We start from the raw sequence: 15,649 nt of genomic DNA, 5'->3' as shown, positions 1-15,649 counted from the left end.
TCTCAGAACCCCCGCCGCCGATCCAGTATCAGAGGAGCTCACCAGTCCCACATTTTCCCTTTCGCCCCATCTCACCCAAAACGCCCCCTGCGCAACTCGATCGAGTTGCACAGGGGGCGCCTGAACTGGGGTTTTTAACGCCCAGAAGTGGACTGCTGCAGCTCCCCCGTCCTAGCGGCGGGGTCGCGCGGGTCGACGACGCCCGAGGCCGGCGCCTGGCTCGGCTGCTCGGTCGAGGCCGGAGCCTGCGTCGGCTGCTGGGTGGGTGCCGGGGCCTCCGTGGTGGGTTGCTCCGCCGGCTGCTGGGTGGGTTTCACCTCCGTCGACGGCTGCGGCTGCTCGCTCGGGGCCTCCCGCGGCTTGGCCGGCTTGGCCGGGGTGCTGGGCGTTGGCTGCGGATCGCGATGCAGCACCTGGCCGAGCGTCGTTCCGCCGTCGCCGCCGGAGAGCGGCTTGCCGGTCACCCCTTCGACGCCGGTGACGATCAGCATGCTCAGCACGAAAGCCGCCGCGCAGCTAGCGGCCACCACGACCCACCGGGTCCGGAGCTTGCGCCGATCGGGGCTCGGCTGCGTCTCGACGACCTCGCTCGCCTGCTCCGTTCCGGACCAGCTCAGCATGCGGGTGGCGGCCTCGGCGTCGATCTTCGCCGTGCGGTCCTCGTCCACCACCGTTTCCCCGCCCGGCCAGTGCATGTCGGGCGTCAGGTGGATGTGCCGCGTCGCCTCGACCTTCTCGCCCGCCTTGGACACGAAGCGCGCGACGGTGGTCCGCTTGAGCCGCTTCTCCGAGGCCTTCGCGGCGGCGTACACCGCCTTCTCCTTCGCGCTGTCGAACGACCGCTGGTAGAACGCGCCGCCCACGGTGATGACCACGCTCGTCAGCGCGGCGCCGAGCATCGTGCCCGCCACCCCGAGCCGGGATCCCAGGAAGGCCGCGGTCACCGAGGCCAGCGCCGCTCCCGCGACCTGGGTCGGTGACAGGTCGAGCTTCTTCTTGGACTTCTCCCCCTCCTCGGCCGATTCCTGCTCGCTGGACTCCTCTTTCTGCCTGACCATGGCTCCCACGCTCTTGATGCACTCTCTCCAGAACGTTCTAACGGGTGAGCACAAGCGATTTCTCCATAACGTTGCCGAACCGTGAGGACTCCCACTTAGAGCCTGTCGGCGAATGCCGTCCGCGCCTTTGGAAGCGGCGTAGCCGCTTGCATTCACCTTGCCAAGAAGACCATCGGCGGGTTCTGAGAGGTTTTCTGGCGAGGACGGCCCCTCCGCCGCGTATTGGACATACATCAGGAGGGGCACCCGCAGTCCAGGGAACCTCTCAGGTTCCGCTAAGCGACCACCCACCCAGACCATTCACCAACAGGCTCTTACTTACGCGTAACGCCGCGGCCCGCAACGACGAAGGGCACCCCGACCGGGGTGCCCTTCAAGCGGAAAACACCGTTTTAGCGCAAAACCGGCGCCAGCTCAGTTGGGCGGGTTGAGCCTCGCGACGAACTTGTAGCGGTCGCCGCGGTAGATCGACCGCACCCATTCCACCGGGCACCCCTCGGTGTCGAACGAGTGCCGGGACAGCAGCAGCATCGGCAGCCCGACGTCGGAGCCGAGCAGCTCGGCCTCCTCCGGGCTGGCGAGTGCGGTCTCTATCGTCTCCTCGGCGTGCCCGAGCTCGACGTCGAAGTTCTCGCGCAGCACCTGGTAGAGGGAGCCGCCGGATTCCAGCTGGCCGGTCAGCCCGCGGAACCGGGTCAGCGGCAGGTGGGTGGTCTCGATGGCCATCGGCTCGCCGTCAGCCAACCGCAGCCGGCGCAGCCGCAGCACGGTCGAACTCGGCTTGGTCCCGAGCAGCGCGGCCAGCTCCTCCGCGGCCGGTTCCTCGGCGACCTCCAGCAGGCGCGAGGCGGGCTGACGCCCCTGGGCGCGCATGTCCTCGGTGTAGCTGCTCAGCTGCAGCCGTTGGGCGACCTTCGGCTTGGCCGCGAAGGTGCCCTTGCCCTGCACCCGCAGCAACCGCCCTTCCACGGTCAGCTCGGCCAGCGCCTGGCGCACCGTCGTGCGGGAGACGTCGAACTCGGCGGCCAGCGAGCGCTCGGTAGGAATCGGCGCACCGGGCGGCAGGGATCGGAGCATGTCCAGCAGGTGTTGCTTGAGTCCCCAGTACTTCGGTTCGCGTTGTGCGCGTCCGGGCGAGTCTGCCCCGCCGGTCACGGACGTTTCGAGCATCGTTCCTCCTACCGCAATTTTGCCGCCGTTCCGCTCCCCGAGGCGTCGAGCCGCCTTGCCGAGTCCTAATACCTCAGCATGCCCGAAAGCCGGCCGCGCGAGCGTCGCGGACGACGGGGTTGCCGTCGCGATGCACGAGCGCCCGAAGCTAGATGATTGATTCCGTGAAGATCATGTGAAGGGGGCCGGTGTGACGGCCTGGGAGGAGGGTGTTCAAGATCAAACTGTGACGAAAGAACTGAACACCCTCCTGACCGCACTCTACGTGCTGATCGATGACCATGTCGTCCCGGCTCGGACCGGACGGGGACGGCGCCCGCTGTTCACCGACAGTGAGTTGCTGACGCTGGCGGTGGCTCAGGTTCTGCTGCGTTACAACGGTGAGCGTCGCTGGATGCGGCACGTGCATAGCAACCCCGAGCTGCTGGCGATGTTCCCGCACGTGCCTCGCCAGCCCGGATACAACAAGCGTTTGAGGAACGCGCAGCCCTTGCTGTGCAAGGCAATCATCACCCTGGCCGCGTGCTGCCCGTCCTGGTTCGACGACCTGTGGATCACCGACGCCACCCCGGTGCCATGCGGCATGTCCCGGGAGACGGTGAAACGCTCGGACCTGGCCGGCCACGCCAACTATGGTTACTGCGCGTCACACTCCAGGTGGTACTGGGGCCTGAAGCTCTACCTCGTGTGTACCGGGGACGGGATGCCGGTCATGTGGTGCCTGGCCGACCCCAAGATCGGCGAACGCGAGGTGCTGGCCGCGTTACTCGACAACAACCACTACCTGATCCGCAACGGCCAGATTCTGTTGGCCGACAAGGGTTTCTCCGGCAAGGAGTTCAAGAAACTCACCGAGTCGAAGCAACTGCGGCTACTGCGCCCGGACCGCAAGGACGAAACCTACGCATGCGGCAACCTCGGCGGTGTGCGCCAGTGGATCGAGTCGGTCAACCAGACCCTCAAAAGCCAACTCGGCCTCGAACAGCACGGCGGACGCACCCCGGCAGGCGTGTTCACCCGCGTCGCCCAGCGCTTGCTGGCCATGGCCGCAGGCATCTGGCACAACTGGGAAACCGGCGCGACCAGCAAACGCTCACTCATCGCGTTCGACCACTAACACCAACTTCACGGAATCAATCATCTAGGGGCCAGCCTTATGCGTGCATGACAGTAGCGCCGAAAAGTCTTGACATCGTGTGCCCCGGACCACAATCTTGATCACATTGGTCTACACCAAAGAGGGCGGGTGCCCCGCACCCGCGGCTCCGCACTGGCGCGGAGGAAGGGGCGAACATTGAAGACCTGGAGAGCGCTCGTAGCGGCAGCCGCGCTGTCGTTGACACTCGCCGGCTGCGGCGGCGGTGCTGGCGAGAGCGACAACAAGCTGACCGTCTGGTTGATGGACGGCTCAGCGCCCGACGTGCTGATCGACGAGCTCAACAAGGAGTTCGAGCAGACCCACCCGGGCCTGGAGGTCGACTACCAGATTCAGCAGTGGAACGGCATCCAGGACCGCCTGACCACCGCGCTGACCAGCAACGACCCGCCGGACGTGATCGAGCTCGGGAACAGCCAGACGGCGCAGTTCTCCTCCGAGGGCACGCTGCTGGACCTCACCGCCGATGCCGAGGGCATGAACAAGTCGCAGTGGGTGCCGGCGCTGGCCGAGTCCGGCGCGTGGGAGGGCAGGCAGTACGCCGTGCCGTTCTACGCCGCCAACCGCGTCTTCGTCTACAACAAGGAGCTGTTCCAGCAGGCCGGCATCACCCAGCCGCCCACCAACCGTGACGAGCTGCTCGCCACGATCACCAAGCTGGAGCAGAAGCACGGCGGGGACCCCGACTTCCAGTCGCTCTACCTGCCGGGCCAGTCCTGGTACGCGCTGCTGTCGTTCATCTGGGACTCCGGCGGCGACCTCGCCGTCCGCGACGGCGCCAATTACCAGGGCGCCCTGGACACCGCCGGGGCCCGCGAGGGCGTCGAGTTCTACCAGCAGCTGGTCAAGACCTCGGCGACGTCCGCCCCGGCCGACACCGACGAGGCCGAGCCGCAGCAGGCCGAGGTGTACGCCAAGGGCAAAGTCGCGATGATGATCGCGCTGCCCTGGGAGGTGCAGACCGCGGCGAAGACGAACCCGCGGATCGCCGAGCTCTCCGGCGCCTTCCCGATCCCGTCGAAGCACCCGGGCAAGACCGCCCCGGTGTTCCTCGGCGGCTCCACCCTGGCGATCCCGGCGGGCAGTGCCGACGCCGCGGCCGCCAAGGACTGGCTGAGGCTGCTGACCAGCCAGAAATACCAGACCGAGATCGCCGACAGCGGCGTCGTGCCGGGCGCCTCGCAGGACACCAGCTCGCTGGCGAAGAGCCCGGTCAGCGCGGCCATGGCCGTTGCGTCGAGGGACGGCAAGGTGCCGCCGGCGGTCCCGCAGTGGGCGGCCATCGAGTCCGGGCAGAACCCGCTGAAGGACATGATGACGGCGGTGCTGACCGGCCAGAAGTCGGTCGTCGACGCCACGATGGAGGCGAACGACAAGATCACCAAGGCGCTGGCGGGCAACAACTGACCATGACCGCCACGCATACCCGCCCGGCGCCGGGCACTGCGGGCTCGCCCGTGGTGCCCGGCGCCCGGCGCCGCCCGCGAGTCGGGGAAGCGATGCCGTACCTGCTGCTCGCTCCCGCGGTGCTCGCCCTGATCACCCTGCTCGGCTGGCCCGCGGTGAACGTCGTCGTGACCAGCTTCCGCAAGCTCGACCTCGGCGAGCTCACCCGCGGTGAGTTCACCTGGACCGGCTTCGGCAACTACGCCAAGATCCTCTCCAACCCCGAGTTCTGGACCGTCACGGTCCGGACCGTGGTGTTCACCGCGTGCATCGTGGCGGCCACGGTGGTCGGCGCCCTGCTGCTGGCGTTGCTGATGAAGCACGTGCCGGCGGTCCCGCGGGTGGTGCTGCAAATCAGCCTGCTGCTGGCCTGGGCGGTGCCGCAGCTGGCCGCGACCACGGTATTCCAGTGGATCTTCGACCAGCAGTACGGGATCTTGAACAAGACGCTGGTGCTGCTCGGCTTCGACTCGTTCGCCGGGAACTCCTGGTTCGCCAGCGGCACCAGCACGCTGATCGTGGTGGGCATCCTGATCGTCTGGCAGGCCGTGCCGTTCGTGGCGATGACGCTGTACGCCGCGCTGCTCGGGGTGCCCAACGACCTTTACGAATCGGCCGGGATCGACGGCGCGGGCGGCTGGCAGACGTTCACCTCGATCACCTGGCCGCACCTCAAGCCGGTGCTGATGATCGTGACGTTCCTGTCGATCCTGTGGGACTTCAAGGTGTTCTCGCAGGTGTGGGCGATGCGCGAGGGCGGCCCGGACGGCGGGAGCACCACGCTGCCGGTCATGCAGTACCTCGAAGGCATCGCGGGCAAGCACTTCGGCGTGGCCGCCGCGGTCAGCGTGCTGATGGTGCTCGTGCTCGTCGTCGTCTGCGCCCAGTACCTGCGGCTGCTGCTGCGCTCTCAGGAGGTGGAGCTGTGAGGACCCGCCGGATCGGGTTGTCGGTGCTGGCAGTGGCCATCGCGCTGGTGTTCGCGTTCCCGACGTACTGGATGTTCGCCAGCTCGCTCAAGCCACGCGGCGAGGTGCTGTCGGCGTCCTACGACCTGGTGCCGACCTCGGTCACGCTGCAGAACTACGCGACCGCGCTGCTGGGCTCGGGCTTCCTCCGCTACCTGGGCAACAGCCTGCTGGTCACGCTCACCGCGGTCGCGTGCTCGCTGGTCGCGGGCGCGTTGGCGGCGCTGGCGATGAGCCGGTTCCGGTTCCGCGGGCGCAAGGGCTTCCTGATGCTCGTGCTGATCGCGCAGATGGTGCCGTTCGAGGCGCTGATGGTGCCGATGTTCCTGTTCATGCGGGATCTGGGGCTGCTGAACAAGCTGCCCTCGCTGATCCTCGTCTACTGGATCACGACCCTGCCGTTCACCATCTGGTCGCTGCGCGGGTTCATCGACGGGATCCCGATGGACCTGGAGGAGGCCGCGATGGTGGACGGCTGCGGCCGGGCCGGGGCGTTCCGGCGGGTCACCCTGCCGCTGCTGGGGCCGGGCCTGGTGGCCACCTCGGTGTTCGCGTTCATCACGGCGTGGAACGAGTTCCTGTACGCGCTGATCTTCATGCGCTCCGAGGACCTCCAGACGCTGCCGGTGTTCCTGAAGACCTTCCAGAACGCGTTCGGCACGGACTGGGGCGCGACGATGGCCTCGGCCACCCTGTTCACGCTGCCGGTCCTGGTGTTCTTCCTGGCGGTGCAGCGCAAGATGGTGTCGGGCGTCACGGCGGGAGCGCTGAAGGGCTAGCGGTGGCTAGCGGTGGCTAGCGGTGCTTCACGCCTGACAATCCGTGGCACCCCCAAGTAGGATTGGTCTAGACCTCAACGGAAGGGATGGGCCTGATGACCGCCACCCCCGGTCGGCACATGACCGACGAGATCTCCCAGCAGCCCGCGATCTTTGCCGACCTGCTGGCCGGCCGGGAGGCGATCGCCGAGGTCGCCGCGACGATCGCGGAGCGCCGACCGCGCTTCGCGCTGCTGGCCGCGCGCGGCTCCAGCGACCACGCCGCGCTCTACGCGAAGTACCTGATCGAAGTCCTGCTCGAACTGCCTGTCGGGCTGACATCGCCGTCGACGACCACGCTCTACGGCGCACAACCGAACCTGACCGACGTGCTGCTGATGTCGGTCAGCCAGAGCGGCGGGTCCCCCGACCTGCTGGAGGTCACCGAGTCCGGCCGCAACCGCGGCGCACTGACGGTCGCGGTCACCAACACCGCAGACTCCCCGCTGAACTCCGCCGCAGAGCTATCGGTGGACATCCGGGCGGGCCGCGAGCAGGCAGTGGCCGCGACCAAGACGTACAGCGCGACGTTGCTTGCCCTGTACCTGCTCGTCGACGCGGTGCGGGGCGGGACCGGCGCGACCGCGGAGCCGATCCCCGAGCTGGCCGCGACCGCCCTTGACGCCGGCCAGAAGGTGGTGGACGAGGCGGTGCGCCGGTACCGCTTCGCGGAGCGGATGGTCACCACCGGCCGCGGCTTCTCGCTGGCCACCGCCTCCGAAGCGGCGCTGAAGCTTGCCGAGACCAGCTACCTCTCGGCCCGCGCCTACAGCGGCGCCGACCTGCTGCACGGCCCGGTCGCGGCGGTCGACGAGGACACCGCGGTGCTCGCGTTGTGCAGCAAGGGGCGCGGCGGCGACGCGATGCGCGAGGTGCTCGACGTGGTCCACGAGCGCGGCGCGGACGTCTGCGCCATCGGCTCGGCGGCCTCGGACGTGCGTGCCTCGCACCGGATCCCGGTGCCGGACTGCGCCGAGGAGCTGGCGCCGGTGCTGGAGGTCCTGCCGGTCCAGCAGCTGGCCCTCGGGCTGGCGCTGGCCCGCGGCTTCGACCCCGACAAGCCGCGAGGCCTGAAGAAGGTCACCCGCACCCGTTGACGGTTGCGGGAGGAGGAGCGAACGGCCCACTCACTCCGCCTATCGGCACGAACGGTCCGTTCGCCCCACTCCGGCGATGCTCAGCGCGGCGGCGATGCTCAGCGCGGCGGCGATGCTCAGCGCGGCGGCGATGCTCAGCGCGGCGGCGATGCTCAGCGCGGCGGCGATGCTCAGCGCGGCGGCTGGCCGGCGGGCCTTTCCGCTGCGGGGCAAGTAAAAGCCCGCCTCACCGAGGGGGCGGGGTGAGACGGGCATCGCCAGACTACGCCGAACGGAGCAGGCCGCGAGCCTCGGGGCACGGCGTTCGGTAGAGCCGAAACTCCCTAAATGTCGTACACCTCGCGAGCCGTGGCGTCGAACACCGCCGACCTCTGCCGGTCGCCGAGGCCCGCGGTCAGCTGCCGGGCCAAGTCCACGACCTGCCCGTAATCGGCGGCCAGCAGGCACACCGGCCAATCGGAGCCGAACATCAGCCGCCCCGGCCCGAACGCCTCCAGCACCACGTCCGCATAGGGCGCCAGCCGCACCGGATCAGGTTGCCGGGCCCAGTCGTCTTGTGTGACCAGACCGGACAGCTTGCACACCACGTTCGGGAACGCGGCCAGCTCCCGGATCCGGCTCGCCCACGGCTCCAGCTCACCGGTGGCCACCGGCGGCTTCGCGCAGTGGTCCAGCACGAAGGTCTGCTGCGGGAACTGGCCGACCGCCTTGATCGCGGCCGGCAGCTGGTGCGGGCGGACCAGCAGTTCGTACACCAGCCCGGCGTCCTCGACCGCCGCCAGCCCGTTGAGCACGTCCGGGCGGATCAGCCAGTCCGGGTCGGGCTCGTTCTCGACCTGGTGCCGGATGCCCTTCAGCCAGCCGCCGGACGGGTGGGCCTGCAGGCGACCAATCCGCTCGCGGGCGTCCCGGGCGGTCAGGTCGACCCAGCCGACCACCGCCGCGATGCGGTCCACGCTGTCGGCCAGCACCAGCATCTCGGGCGTCTCGTCCGGGTCGGCGGCGGTCTGCACCAGAACCATGGCGTCCACCGTGGAGCCCTTCAACGCCGCCTGCAGGTCGGCCGGCCGGAAGTCGCGGCGCAGCGACTCCATCTCCGGCCCGACGATCCACGGCTGGTCCCGGACGTCGAGGTCCCACAGGTGGTGGTGGGTGTCGACGGTCATCGAGCTCCCCCGCAACGGCCCGCGGTTCCGGCAGCTACCGCACCCGAACCATCCAAATAGGACAGTTCGGCGCATGACCCGGCAAGGTCGTCCATTTCCAGCTCCCCGACTGATCAGCAACGTCTCGATGTATAGCCGCTCGCCACTCCAGACGCCAGGGATCTGCGGGAACGGTCGTGACCGGTTTTGATCGTGCCCCCATGCCCGGTCGCGGCGGGTAGAAAGAGTGCATGCACGGCGACGAAGCGGCCCTCGTACTCGGCATGGACATCGGCGGCACCACCAGCCGGGCCCTGGTAAGCGACCTGTCGGGGCGGGTGCTGGGCCGCGGCGAAGCGGCCGGCGGCAACCCGAACTCACACCCGGCCGACCAAGCGATGCGGCAGATCGCCGACGCCGCGCGGTCCGCGCTCGCCGAGATCGACCCGGCGGCGGTGCGCAACTGCGTGATCGGCATGGCCGGGGTCAGCAAGATGGCCGATCCGGAGTTCAGCGCGCTGTTCGACCACACGTGGTCCCGGCTCGGCCTGCACTGCGCCAGGCGAGCGATCAGCGACAGCGAGGTGGCCTTCGCGGCGGGCACGCCGGAACCCGGCGGAACGGTGCTGATCGCGGGAACGGGGGCCATCGCGGCCCGGATCGAGCAGCACCGGATGGTCGCGACCATCGGCGGCCACGGTTGGCTGCTCGGCGACGAGGGGTCGGCGTTCTGGCTGGGCCGCGAAGCGGTGCGAGCAGCGCTGCGAGCGCTAGACCGCGACGAACCGCTGCAGGGGCTCACGGCAGCCGTGCGCGATCGACTCCTGCCCAATGCACCGGACGCACCGGCGGCGCAGCGGAAGCAGCTGATCAGCACGGTGAACGCGGCCCCGCCGATCCGCTTGGCGGAGCTCGCACCCCTGGTCACGGCGGCCGCGGACGAAACGGCAGCCGACATCGTCCTGCGCGCCGCCCGCGCCCTGGCCGACACCGCTGCGGCCACCCGCACCCACGGGGAAACCAGGACGATCGTGCTGGCCGGCGGGCTGATGGCACCGGGCAACCCGGTCCGCGAGGCCCTGCGCGGCACGCTGTCAAAGCGCGGCTTCCAGGACCAGCGCACCGCAGGCCCCGGTGAAGCGGGCGCGGCCTGGCTGGCGGCTCTGGACCTCACCGCGGCCCCGGAAACCCTCCACAAACGCCTGCTCGGCTAACACCGGAGGCGGCTTCCCGCGAGCGCCGCGGACAGGTCGCCGTTCCTGCCTGACCTGTCTGCGGACGCCGGATCCAGCGGTGCGGCGACGGTGGCAACAAGTCGAGCGACGGGCACGGAATCCGCCGGCATGGGGCAGGAACCTGAGCGCGTTCACCCTACGGCGGGCGTTCTGCGCGCTTGAGCGTCCACGGCCGGGGAAGCGCCTGCCGAGGGGCGTTCGGTACTGCGGCGTCCAGAACCGGCGGCATCCTGCTGATCGCTGGAGCGGCTTTCTCGATCTCCTCGCCGCGCTGCGCTGATCAGCCGGGACCGCAGGTCTTCTGGGCGGCTCCAGCTCAGAAGACCCGCGGCTCCATCACAACCCGACTTCCCGCAAGCCCTTGCGGATGACGGCCAGTTCCGACTCGTCCGCTTCGACCAGCGGGAGGCGGACGCCTCCGACCCGGTGGCCGGTCAGGTTGAGCGCCGCCTTGACCGGGATCGGGTTGGTCGTCACCGACAACGCCGCGTACAGCGGCTTCAGCGCGGCGTCGATCTCCGCGCGGTGCTCCGGCTCGTCGACCATCCGCCGCATCTGCGGGCCCACCAGGTGGCTGGCCACCAGGATGCCGCCGAGTCCCCCGATGTCGAGGGCCGTCGCGAGGCCGTCGTCGTTGCCCGCGTACAGGCCGAGGCCGTCGATCTGGGCGAGCGCGGCGTTGTCCGCCTGCTTGACGTAGTCGATGTGCTCGACCTGGGCGAGCTCGGCGAGCAGGTCGTGCGGCAGCGACAGGCCGATCCGGGACGGCACGTTGTAGAGCACCACCGGCTTGTCCGTGGCCCGAGCGATCTCGGTGAAGTGCCGGACCAGGCCGCGCCGGTTCGGGCGGTTGTAGTACGGGGTCACCGAGAGCACCGCGTCAGCACCGAGCTCGGTCGCCCGCTCCGTCATTTCGCAGGCGTGCACGGTGTTGTTCGACCCGGTCGAGGCGATCACCGTGGCACCCGCCGGACGTTCCGCGCAGGCCAGCTCGATAAGCCGCAGGTGTTCCGCGTCGGTGAGCGTGGGCGCCTCGCCGGTCGTCCCGCAGACCACGATGCCGTCGGAGCCGTGGTCGATCAGGTGGCGGAACAGGGCGAGGAAGGCGGATTCGTCGACGCGCATCTCGTCGTCGAACGGGGTGACTATCGCGGTGATCACGCTGCCGAGAGACATGGCAACATTCTGCTCCTCGAGCCGCGCGGTCACGACCGCGGATGCCGCAGCCCGGGGTGCTCCGGCGGCAGCGACCGCCGCACCACCCACCAGCTCGCCGCCATGCAGACCGCCACCAGCGGCCAGGTCAGCACGACCTGCGCGATGGTCAGCGCACCGGTGGCGCCCAGCAGCCACAGCGGGATGAACACGACCAGCCGCACCATGTACTGCCCGACCCAGACCCAGCTCGCCCGGCTGTAGGCGCGCAGCAGCACCGGATCGCGGCGCCACCGCCGGGCCTGGCCGAGCGCCGCCCCGACGACCACGCCGAGCAGCGGCCAGCGGATCACGATGCTGATCATCCAGACGAGCGCGCTGAGGACGTTGGACGCCAGCCGGGGCAGGAAGAAGTCCGCGGCGTCGCCGGTATATAGCGCGATCAGGGCACCGACCAGGACCGCGAGCAGGCTGATCAGCACCGCCAGCGGACGGGCACCCCGCTGCAGCCGCCAGCCCGCGATCAGCGCGCCCACCACCACGGCCGCGCCGCCGCCGATGGCGATCGACTCGCCACCGAGGAACCACCCGAGGCCGAACGCGATCGGCGGCAGGCTCGCGTCGACCGCGCTGCCGCGGCCACCGAGCAGCCGGATGAACGAGTCGCGGTCGTCGCGGTCCGCTGCGATCTCCACCTGCCGGTCCTGGGTCACGGAACCCAGCCTGCCCGAACCAAGGCCCCGCTCGCACCCACCCGTGGCGGGCACCTCGCCCAGTTCCGGGATTCCCCCGCTCGTCGGAGCGGCTCACGCCGACCGCGGTATCCCGCGACCTCGGAGCCCGAGGCACGTACGGGCAGCGCTGTCCTGCGATGCGCCGGAACGTGCTGGGACATGCCCCCTCGCCAAGCTGCGCCTGGCCTTGCCAGAGCCATGCCGGGCTTGCTGGGACATGCCGGCCTCGCCGAGACGTGCCGGACTTGCTGGGTGTCGATCTTGGTGCCGCGGAAAGGATGTGGATAACTCCGGACGGCTGTGGATAACTTCCGCAATTTCAATGGAAATCGGACCTCTGATTTCCATTGAAATTGCGGAAAACCGGTTGAAATTGCGGAAAACTGGTGCTTCGTCCCGAGCCGGTCGGTCAGGGGCGGCGGGCGCGGGCGAGGAGGGCCGCCAGCTGGCGAGCGATGCGGGGCTTGTCCGCCGGGCGGCAGGTGACGACGTCCTGGCCGTCGGCGCGCTCGCCTTGCAGGGCGTAGCGGCCCCGGTCGTTGTCGAACCAGATCAGGTTCGGGATCCGGCCTTGCGGCCCGCCCCGACGGGCGCCGCCGACCACGAAGTGCCCGAGCCGGTACTTCTGCCCCGACGTGATCGCGCGCAGCTCCGCCAGCCCGTCGATGTCGGCATCGGTCGGGCGGCCGTGGCTGCGGTCGGCCACCGCGCGCACCTCACCGCCACCGCCGGGCGGCGCGTCGGGCAGCAGGTCGGCGCACACCCTCGGCAGGGTGTCCGGGGCGAGGAATCTCATCCGCAACCCCCTGCCGTCGAGCACACCGACCACGCCGACCTCACCCGTCGCCACCACCCGCGCGGTGAGCCGCTGCCCGGCGCGCACGTCGAGCAGCCCGGCGGCGGCGATCGACACCTCGGAGCTGCACAGCAGGTACAGCGCGTCCTCGACCTCGGGCTCCGGTCGGCCGTTGCGAGCCAGACCGGTCGACTCCAGCTCCTGCCACACCTGGGCGGCCAGCCGGTTGCGGTCCTCCGCCTCGCCCATTCGCGGGAGATCGAACGGGTACTGGCGCACGGCGAGGTTCAGCTGCTCACCGAGCAGGTCGACGGCGGGGATCGACAGGGTGATCGTCTCGACCATCACAGCTCATTTCGAGTCGGGGTGCGCCGACCGGCACCCCGGTCAGCGCGCCAACCGGGGCACCGGCCGTGCCCGCAGAGATCATTCCCGCAAACGGCTGGAGCCGCTCGCGGCCTGCACCGGCGCGGGGTCGCACCGGGAGAAGACGCCCGAGGTTCCCGCACCGCTGCGCATGCCACTTCGAAGCAGTCCTCAGAAGTCCCGGAAGCTCGACGGGGCCTCGCCCAGCACTGGCGGGGCCACCAGCCGACCGCCGCCGTCTTCCTCTTCGAAGAGTTCGTCGGCCTCGACCAGGAACTGCGGCACCGCCCCGCTACCGCTCTCCCCCGGCTTGTAGCCGGAGCCGGCGCGCAGGTCGTCGTCCCGCCGTTCCTCCTTGAAGTCGTCGGCCGACCAGGTCATGTTCCGGCCGTAACCGGACCGACCCGACGCCGACGCACCCCAGGTGCCCGACGACCCCATCGGCCCGAACCCGCCGTCGGCGCGTTGCGCGAGCTTCGGCGCCCGCGCCGGTCGTGGCACCGGCCGGTCCGCCGGGGGCTGCTGTTCCGGCGGACGCAGTGGTTCCTGGCGCGGCGGTGCCGGCGGAGCAGGCGGCGGTGGCCCGGCGTTGACCGGCATCGGACCGCTCGGCGGGCCGTCCGGCCGCGCTGGCGGCGGACCGACCAGGCGCCCGGCCTGCGGCATGGGCCCGCTCGGCGGCCCCTCGGGCGGCGGCCCGGGAGCCGCCGGAGGCCGCGGCGGCGGGCCACCCAGCGGAAGCACCGGGTTCCCCACCGCAGGCGACGGCGAACCCTGCGGAGCAGGGGAACGCGGCGGTTCCGCCATCGGCGGACCGTCGACGGGCGGAGGCCCGGCGAGCCGAGGCCCGGAGGGCGGACCGGCGTGCGGCGCGGGAACGTCGCGACGCGACTCGGACGGAGCCCCTTCGTGCCGGGGCGGGCCGAGCTGCGGCAACTGGCCGCTCGGCGGACCGACCTGAGGCAGCGGACCACTCGACGGACCCGTCGGCCCAGCGTCACGCCGCGGCGGACCATCCGGCCCGGGCAGCGCAGCGTCCTGCCGGGGCGCGCCTGCCTGCGGCGGCGGACCACCCAACAGATCGTCGTGCGCCTGCGGTGGCTGGCCGCCTTGCAGCATCGGGGCGTCAGGCCGCAGCAGCTTGTCCGGCTCGGGCACCAGCGGGCCGTCCAACGGCTGCGGGCCTACCTGAGGCGGTTGGCCGCTCGACAGACCACCCGTCGGCCCGGCGTCGTGCCGCATCGGTCCGTTCGGCCCGGGCGGCGGAACGCCGCGGCGCGGCGGGCCAGCTTGCGGCAAGGGACCGCTCGGCGGACCGACCTGCGGCGGCAGGCCACCCAGCAGGCCGTCCTGCACCTGCGGCGGCAGCGGACCACTCGATGGCCCGGTTTCGCGCTGCTGCGGCGGGCCATCGGGCCCCGGCGGCGGGACGTCGCGGCGCGGCGGACCGGCCTGCGGCGGGAGGGCACCCAGCAGGCCGTCCTGCACCTGCGGCGGCAGGCCGTCCTGGAGCGGCGGCGGCGGACCGCCCAGCAGACCGTCGTGCGCCTGCGGCGGCGGACCGTCCTGCACCTGCGGCGGCGGGCCCTCCTGGAGCGGCGGCTGCGGCGGCAGGCCGTCCTGGAGCGGCGGCTGCGGCGGCAGGCCATCCTGCGGCGGCAGGCCACCCAGCAGACCGTCCTGCACCTGCGGCGGCAGGCCGTCCTGGAGCGGCGGCTGAGGCGGCGGACCTTCTCGCGGCGGCGCGGGCGGGAGCGAGCCGCTGAGACCGCCGACGAATCCGGTGAGGCGCTGCGGCACCGGTTCCGGTTCCGGTTCCGGTTCCGGTTCGAGCGAACCGGACGGTTCGGCCGCCGGTTCCGGCCGCGCCGGGGGTTCATCGAGCCCGCCGAGGTCTCCGGAGAGCGCCATCCCGCCGCTCGGTGTCTTCGGTGCTTCGGGCCTGTCGGACGCTGGCGCCGGTCGGCTGTCCCTGCGCTGCTCGTGCTCGAAGCGATCGGTCAGCTGTTCGGTTCGCTCCCAGAGCGCGAACGGGTGCGGTTCTGCTGCAAGCGCAGCGAACTCACCCCTCAAGTCCAAGCGCTGCGGACGCGGGGCGGGTCGTGGCCCGCCTGGCGCGGGCGGTCCGGCGGGCGGCACCTCACCGCCGAGCGAGCCGCGCATCGGCGCGTCCGCTCGGCGTCGTCCTACCGGGCCACTGGCCCGCTGCTGCGCGTCGAAGCCCGCTGGCCCCGGCGCGGACGCCGGATTCTGCGGTGACGTCACGGTTCCCCCAGGTATTCGGGACGGCTGGAGCGGCGCGCGGCATCCGGGCGGACCCGGGCGGCGGGTGCACTGGAACCGACGCGGTGGAGCATGCGGCAGTTCCCCAACTCAACCGACCGCGATGACGCGAAAGGGGGGACGACGCTGCGTCTCCCCGAACGCACACCGACCTGCCACCTGCATAGATCGCGACATCGCGGGCCCCCTCGTTGCTTCTGTTACCGCCGAAGGACAGTAGCA

At 70.7% G+C, this 15,649-nt stretch carries 15 protein-coding genes; 7 read left to right on the top strand and 8 right to left on the bottom strand.

From position 1 onward, the window contains the following. Positions 1-134: 134 nt before the first annotated feature. Together FDZ84_RS14280 and FDZ84_RS14275 are read right to left on the bottom strand one after the other, a co-directional pair. A complete protein-coding gene (locus FDZ84_RS14280) occupies positions 135-1,058 on the bottom strand; it encodes a hypothetical protein (RefSeq protein ID WP_168586297.1) in 924 nt (307 codons plus the stop codon). Between the two features lie 414 nt (positions 1,059-1,472). Further along, positions 1,473-2,228, bottom strand: coding sequence for a GntR family transcriptional regulator (locus FDZ84_RS14275; RefSeq protein ID WP_168586296.1), 756 nt, complete (start codon positions 2,226-2,228; stop codon positions 1,473-1,475). 226 nt (positions 2,229-2,454) lie between these two features. Between FDZ84_RS14275 and FDZ84_RS14270 the strand changes: the two genes are divergently transcribed. From FDZ84_RS14270 to FDZ84_RS14250, 5 genes are all read left to right on the top strand, one after another. Further along, positions 2,455-3,345 (top strand): IS982 family transposase, encoded by an 891-nt coding sequence (locus FDZ84_RS14270; protein ID WP_168584373.1) that lies wholly within the window; start codon positions 2,455-2,457, stop codon positions 3,343-3,345. Positions 3,346-3,522: 177 nt separating this feature from the next. Then, positions 3,523-4,791: an extracellular solute-binding protein gene (locus tag FDZ84_RS14265; RefSeq protein WP_168586295.1), complete on the top strand. Its 1,269-nt coding sequence runs from the start codon at positions 3,523-3,525 to the stop codon at positions 4,789-4,791. Positions 4,792-4,793: 2 nt separating this feature from the next. Further along, on the top strand, positions 4,794-5,759 hold the full coding sequence (locus FDZ84_RS14260) for a carbohydrate ABC transporter permease (RefSeq protein WP_246869009.1): 966 nt from the start codon (positions 4,794-4,796) through the stop codon (positions 5,757-5,759). Continuing rightward, positions 5,756-6,577: a carbohydrate ABC transporter permease gene (locus FDZ84_RS14255; RefSeq protein WP_168586294.1), complete on the top strand. Its 822-nt coding sequence runs from the start codon at positions 5,756-5,758 to the stop codon at positions 6,575-6,577. The genes FDZ84_RS14260 and FDZ84_RS14255 overlap by 4 nt, the downstream gene beginning before the upstream one ends. Before the next feature lie 86 nt (positions 6,578-6,663). Next, on the top strand, positions 6,664-7,713 hold the full coding sequence (locus tag FDZ84_RS14250; RefSeq protein WP_168586293.1) for an SIS domain-containing protein: 1,050 nt from the start codon (positions 6,664-6,666) through the stop codon (positions 7,711-7,713). A 39-nt stretch (positions 7,714-7,752) separates the two neighbouring features. Here the strand turns inward: FDZ84_RS14250 and FDZ84_RS14245 are convergent, their stop codons facing one another. Continuing rightward, complete coding sequence (locus FDZ84_RS14245) at positions 7,753-7,926, bottom strand: hypothetical protein (protein WP_168586292.1); 174 nt, start codon at positions 7,924-7,926, stop codon at positions 7,753-7,755. Positions 7,927-8,036: 110 nt separating this feature from the next. Next, on the bottom strand, positions 8,037-8,879 hold the full coding sequence (locus FDZ84_RS14240; RefSeq protein ID WP_168586291.1) for an amidohydrolase: 843 nt from the start codon (positions 8,877-8,879) through the stop codon (positions 8,037-8,039). 230 nt (positions 8,880-9,109) lie between these two features. Here FDZ84_RS14240 and FDZ84_RS14235 point away from each other — a divergent pair, with 230 nt between their 5' ends. Next, positions 9,110-10,072 carry an N-acetylglucosamine kinase gene (locus tag FDZ84_RS14235; RefSeq protein ID WP_168586290.1) on the top strand — a complete coding sequence of 321 codons (963 nt, stop codon included), beginning with the start codon at positions 9,110-9,112 and terminating at the stop codon, positions 10,070-10,072. A gap of 357 nt (positions 10,073-10,429) precedes the next feature. Here the strand turns inward: FDZ84_RS14235 and dapA are convergent, their stop codons facing one another. From dapA to FDZ84_RS14215, 4 genes are all read right to left on the bottom strand, one after another. Then, a complete protein-coding gene (gene dapA / locus FDZ84_RS14230) occupies positions 10,430-11,269 on the bottom strand; it encodes a 4-hydroxy-tetrahydrodipicolinate synthase (protein WP_168586289.1) in 840 nt (279 codons plus the stop codon). Between the two features lie 29 nt (positions 11,270-11,298). After that, positions 11,299-11,961 (bottom strand): DUF3159 domain-containing protein, encoded by a 663-nt coding sequence (locus FDZ84_RS14225; RefSeq protein WP_168586288.1) that lies wholly within the window; start codon positions 11,959-11,961, stop codon positions 11,299-11,301. A 430-nt stretch (positions 11,962-12,391) separates the two neighbouring features. Further along, the gene (locus FDZ84_RS14220) at positions 12,392-13,123 is read right to left on the bottom strand and encodes an ESX secretion-associated protein EspG (protein WP_168586287.1); all 732 of its coding nucleotides are present in this window, start codon (positions 13,121-13,123) and stop codon (positions 12,392-12,394) included. Between the two features lie 192 nt (positions 13,124-13,315). After that, positions 13,316-13,810, bottom strand: coding sequence for a hypothetical protein (locus FDZ84_RS14215; protein WP_168586286.1), 495 nt, complete (start codon positions 13,808-13,810; stop codon positions 13,316-13,318). A 243-nt stretch (positions 13,811-14,053) separates the two neighbouring features. Between FDZ84_RS14215 and FDZ84_RS14210 the strand changes: the two genes are divergently transcribed. Continuing rightward, the gene (locus FDZ84_RS14210; RefSeq protein WP_168586285.1) at positions 14,054-15,403 is read left to right on the top strand and encodes a hypothetical protein; all 1,350 of its coding nucleotides are present in this window, start codon (positions 14,054-14,056) and stop codon (positions 15,401-15,403) included. The last annotated feature ends 246 nt before the right edge of the window (positions 15,404-15,649 follow it).

The organism is Saccharopolyspora sp. ASAGF58 (assembly GCF_012277335.1).
Classification (GTDB): Bacteria; Actinomycetota; Actinomycetes; order Mycobacteriales; family Pseudonocardiaceae; genus Saccharopolyspora; species Saccharopolyspora hattusasensis.
The sequence above is the reverse complement of the archived record's forward strand: the minus strand, read 5'-3'. Positions and strand labels throughout refer to the sequence as shown.

Bases quoted from the DNA above. Each gene is read 5' to 3' on its own strand.
- FDZ84_RS14215 (WP_168586286.1), bottom strand. From the start codon at position 13,810: ATGCCGCAGGCCGGGCGCCTGGTCGGTCCGCCGCCAGCGCGGCCGGAC.
- FDZ84_RS14220 (WP_168586287.1), bottom strand. From the start codon at position 13,123: ATGGTCGAGACGATCACCCTGTCGATCCCCGCCGTCGACCTGCTCGGT.
- FDZ84_RS14275 (WP_168586296.1), bottom strand. From the start codon at position 2,228: ATGCTCGAAACGTCCGTGACCGGCGGGGCAGACTCGCCCGGACGCGCA.
- FDZ84_RS14235 (WP_168586290.1), top strand. From the start codon at position 9,110: ATGCACGGCGACGAAGCGGCCCTCGTACTCGGCATGGACATCGGCGGC.
- FDZ84_RS14240 (WP_168586291.1), bottom strand. From the start codon at position 8,879: ATGACCGTCGACACCCACCACCACCTGTGGGACCTCGACGTCCGGGAC.
- FDZ84_RS14260 (WP_246869009.1), top strand. From the start codon at position 4,794: ATGACCGCCACGCATACCCGCCCGGCGCCGGGCACTGCGGGCTCGCCC.
- FDZ84_RS14280 (WP_168586297.1), bottom strand. From the start codon at position 1,058: ATGGTCAGGCAGAAAGAGGAGTCCAGCGAGCAGGAATCGGCCGAGGAG.
- dapA (WP_168586289.1), bottom strand. From the start codon at position 11,269: ATGTCTCTCGGCAGCGTGATCACCGCGATAGTCACCCCGTTCGACGAC.
- FDZ84_RS14250 (WP_168586293.1), top strand. From the start codon at position 6,664: ATGGGCCTGATGACCGCCACCCCCGGTCGGCACATGACCGACGAGATC.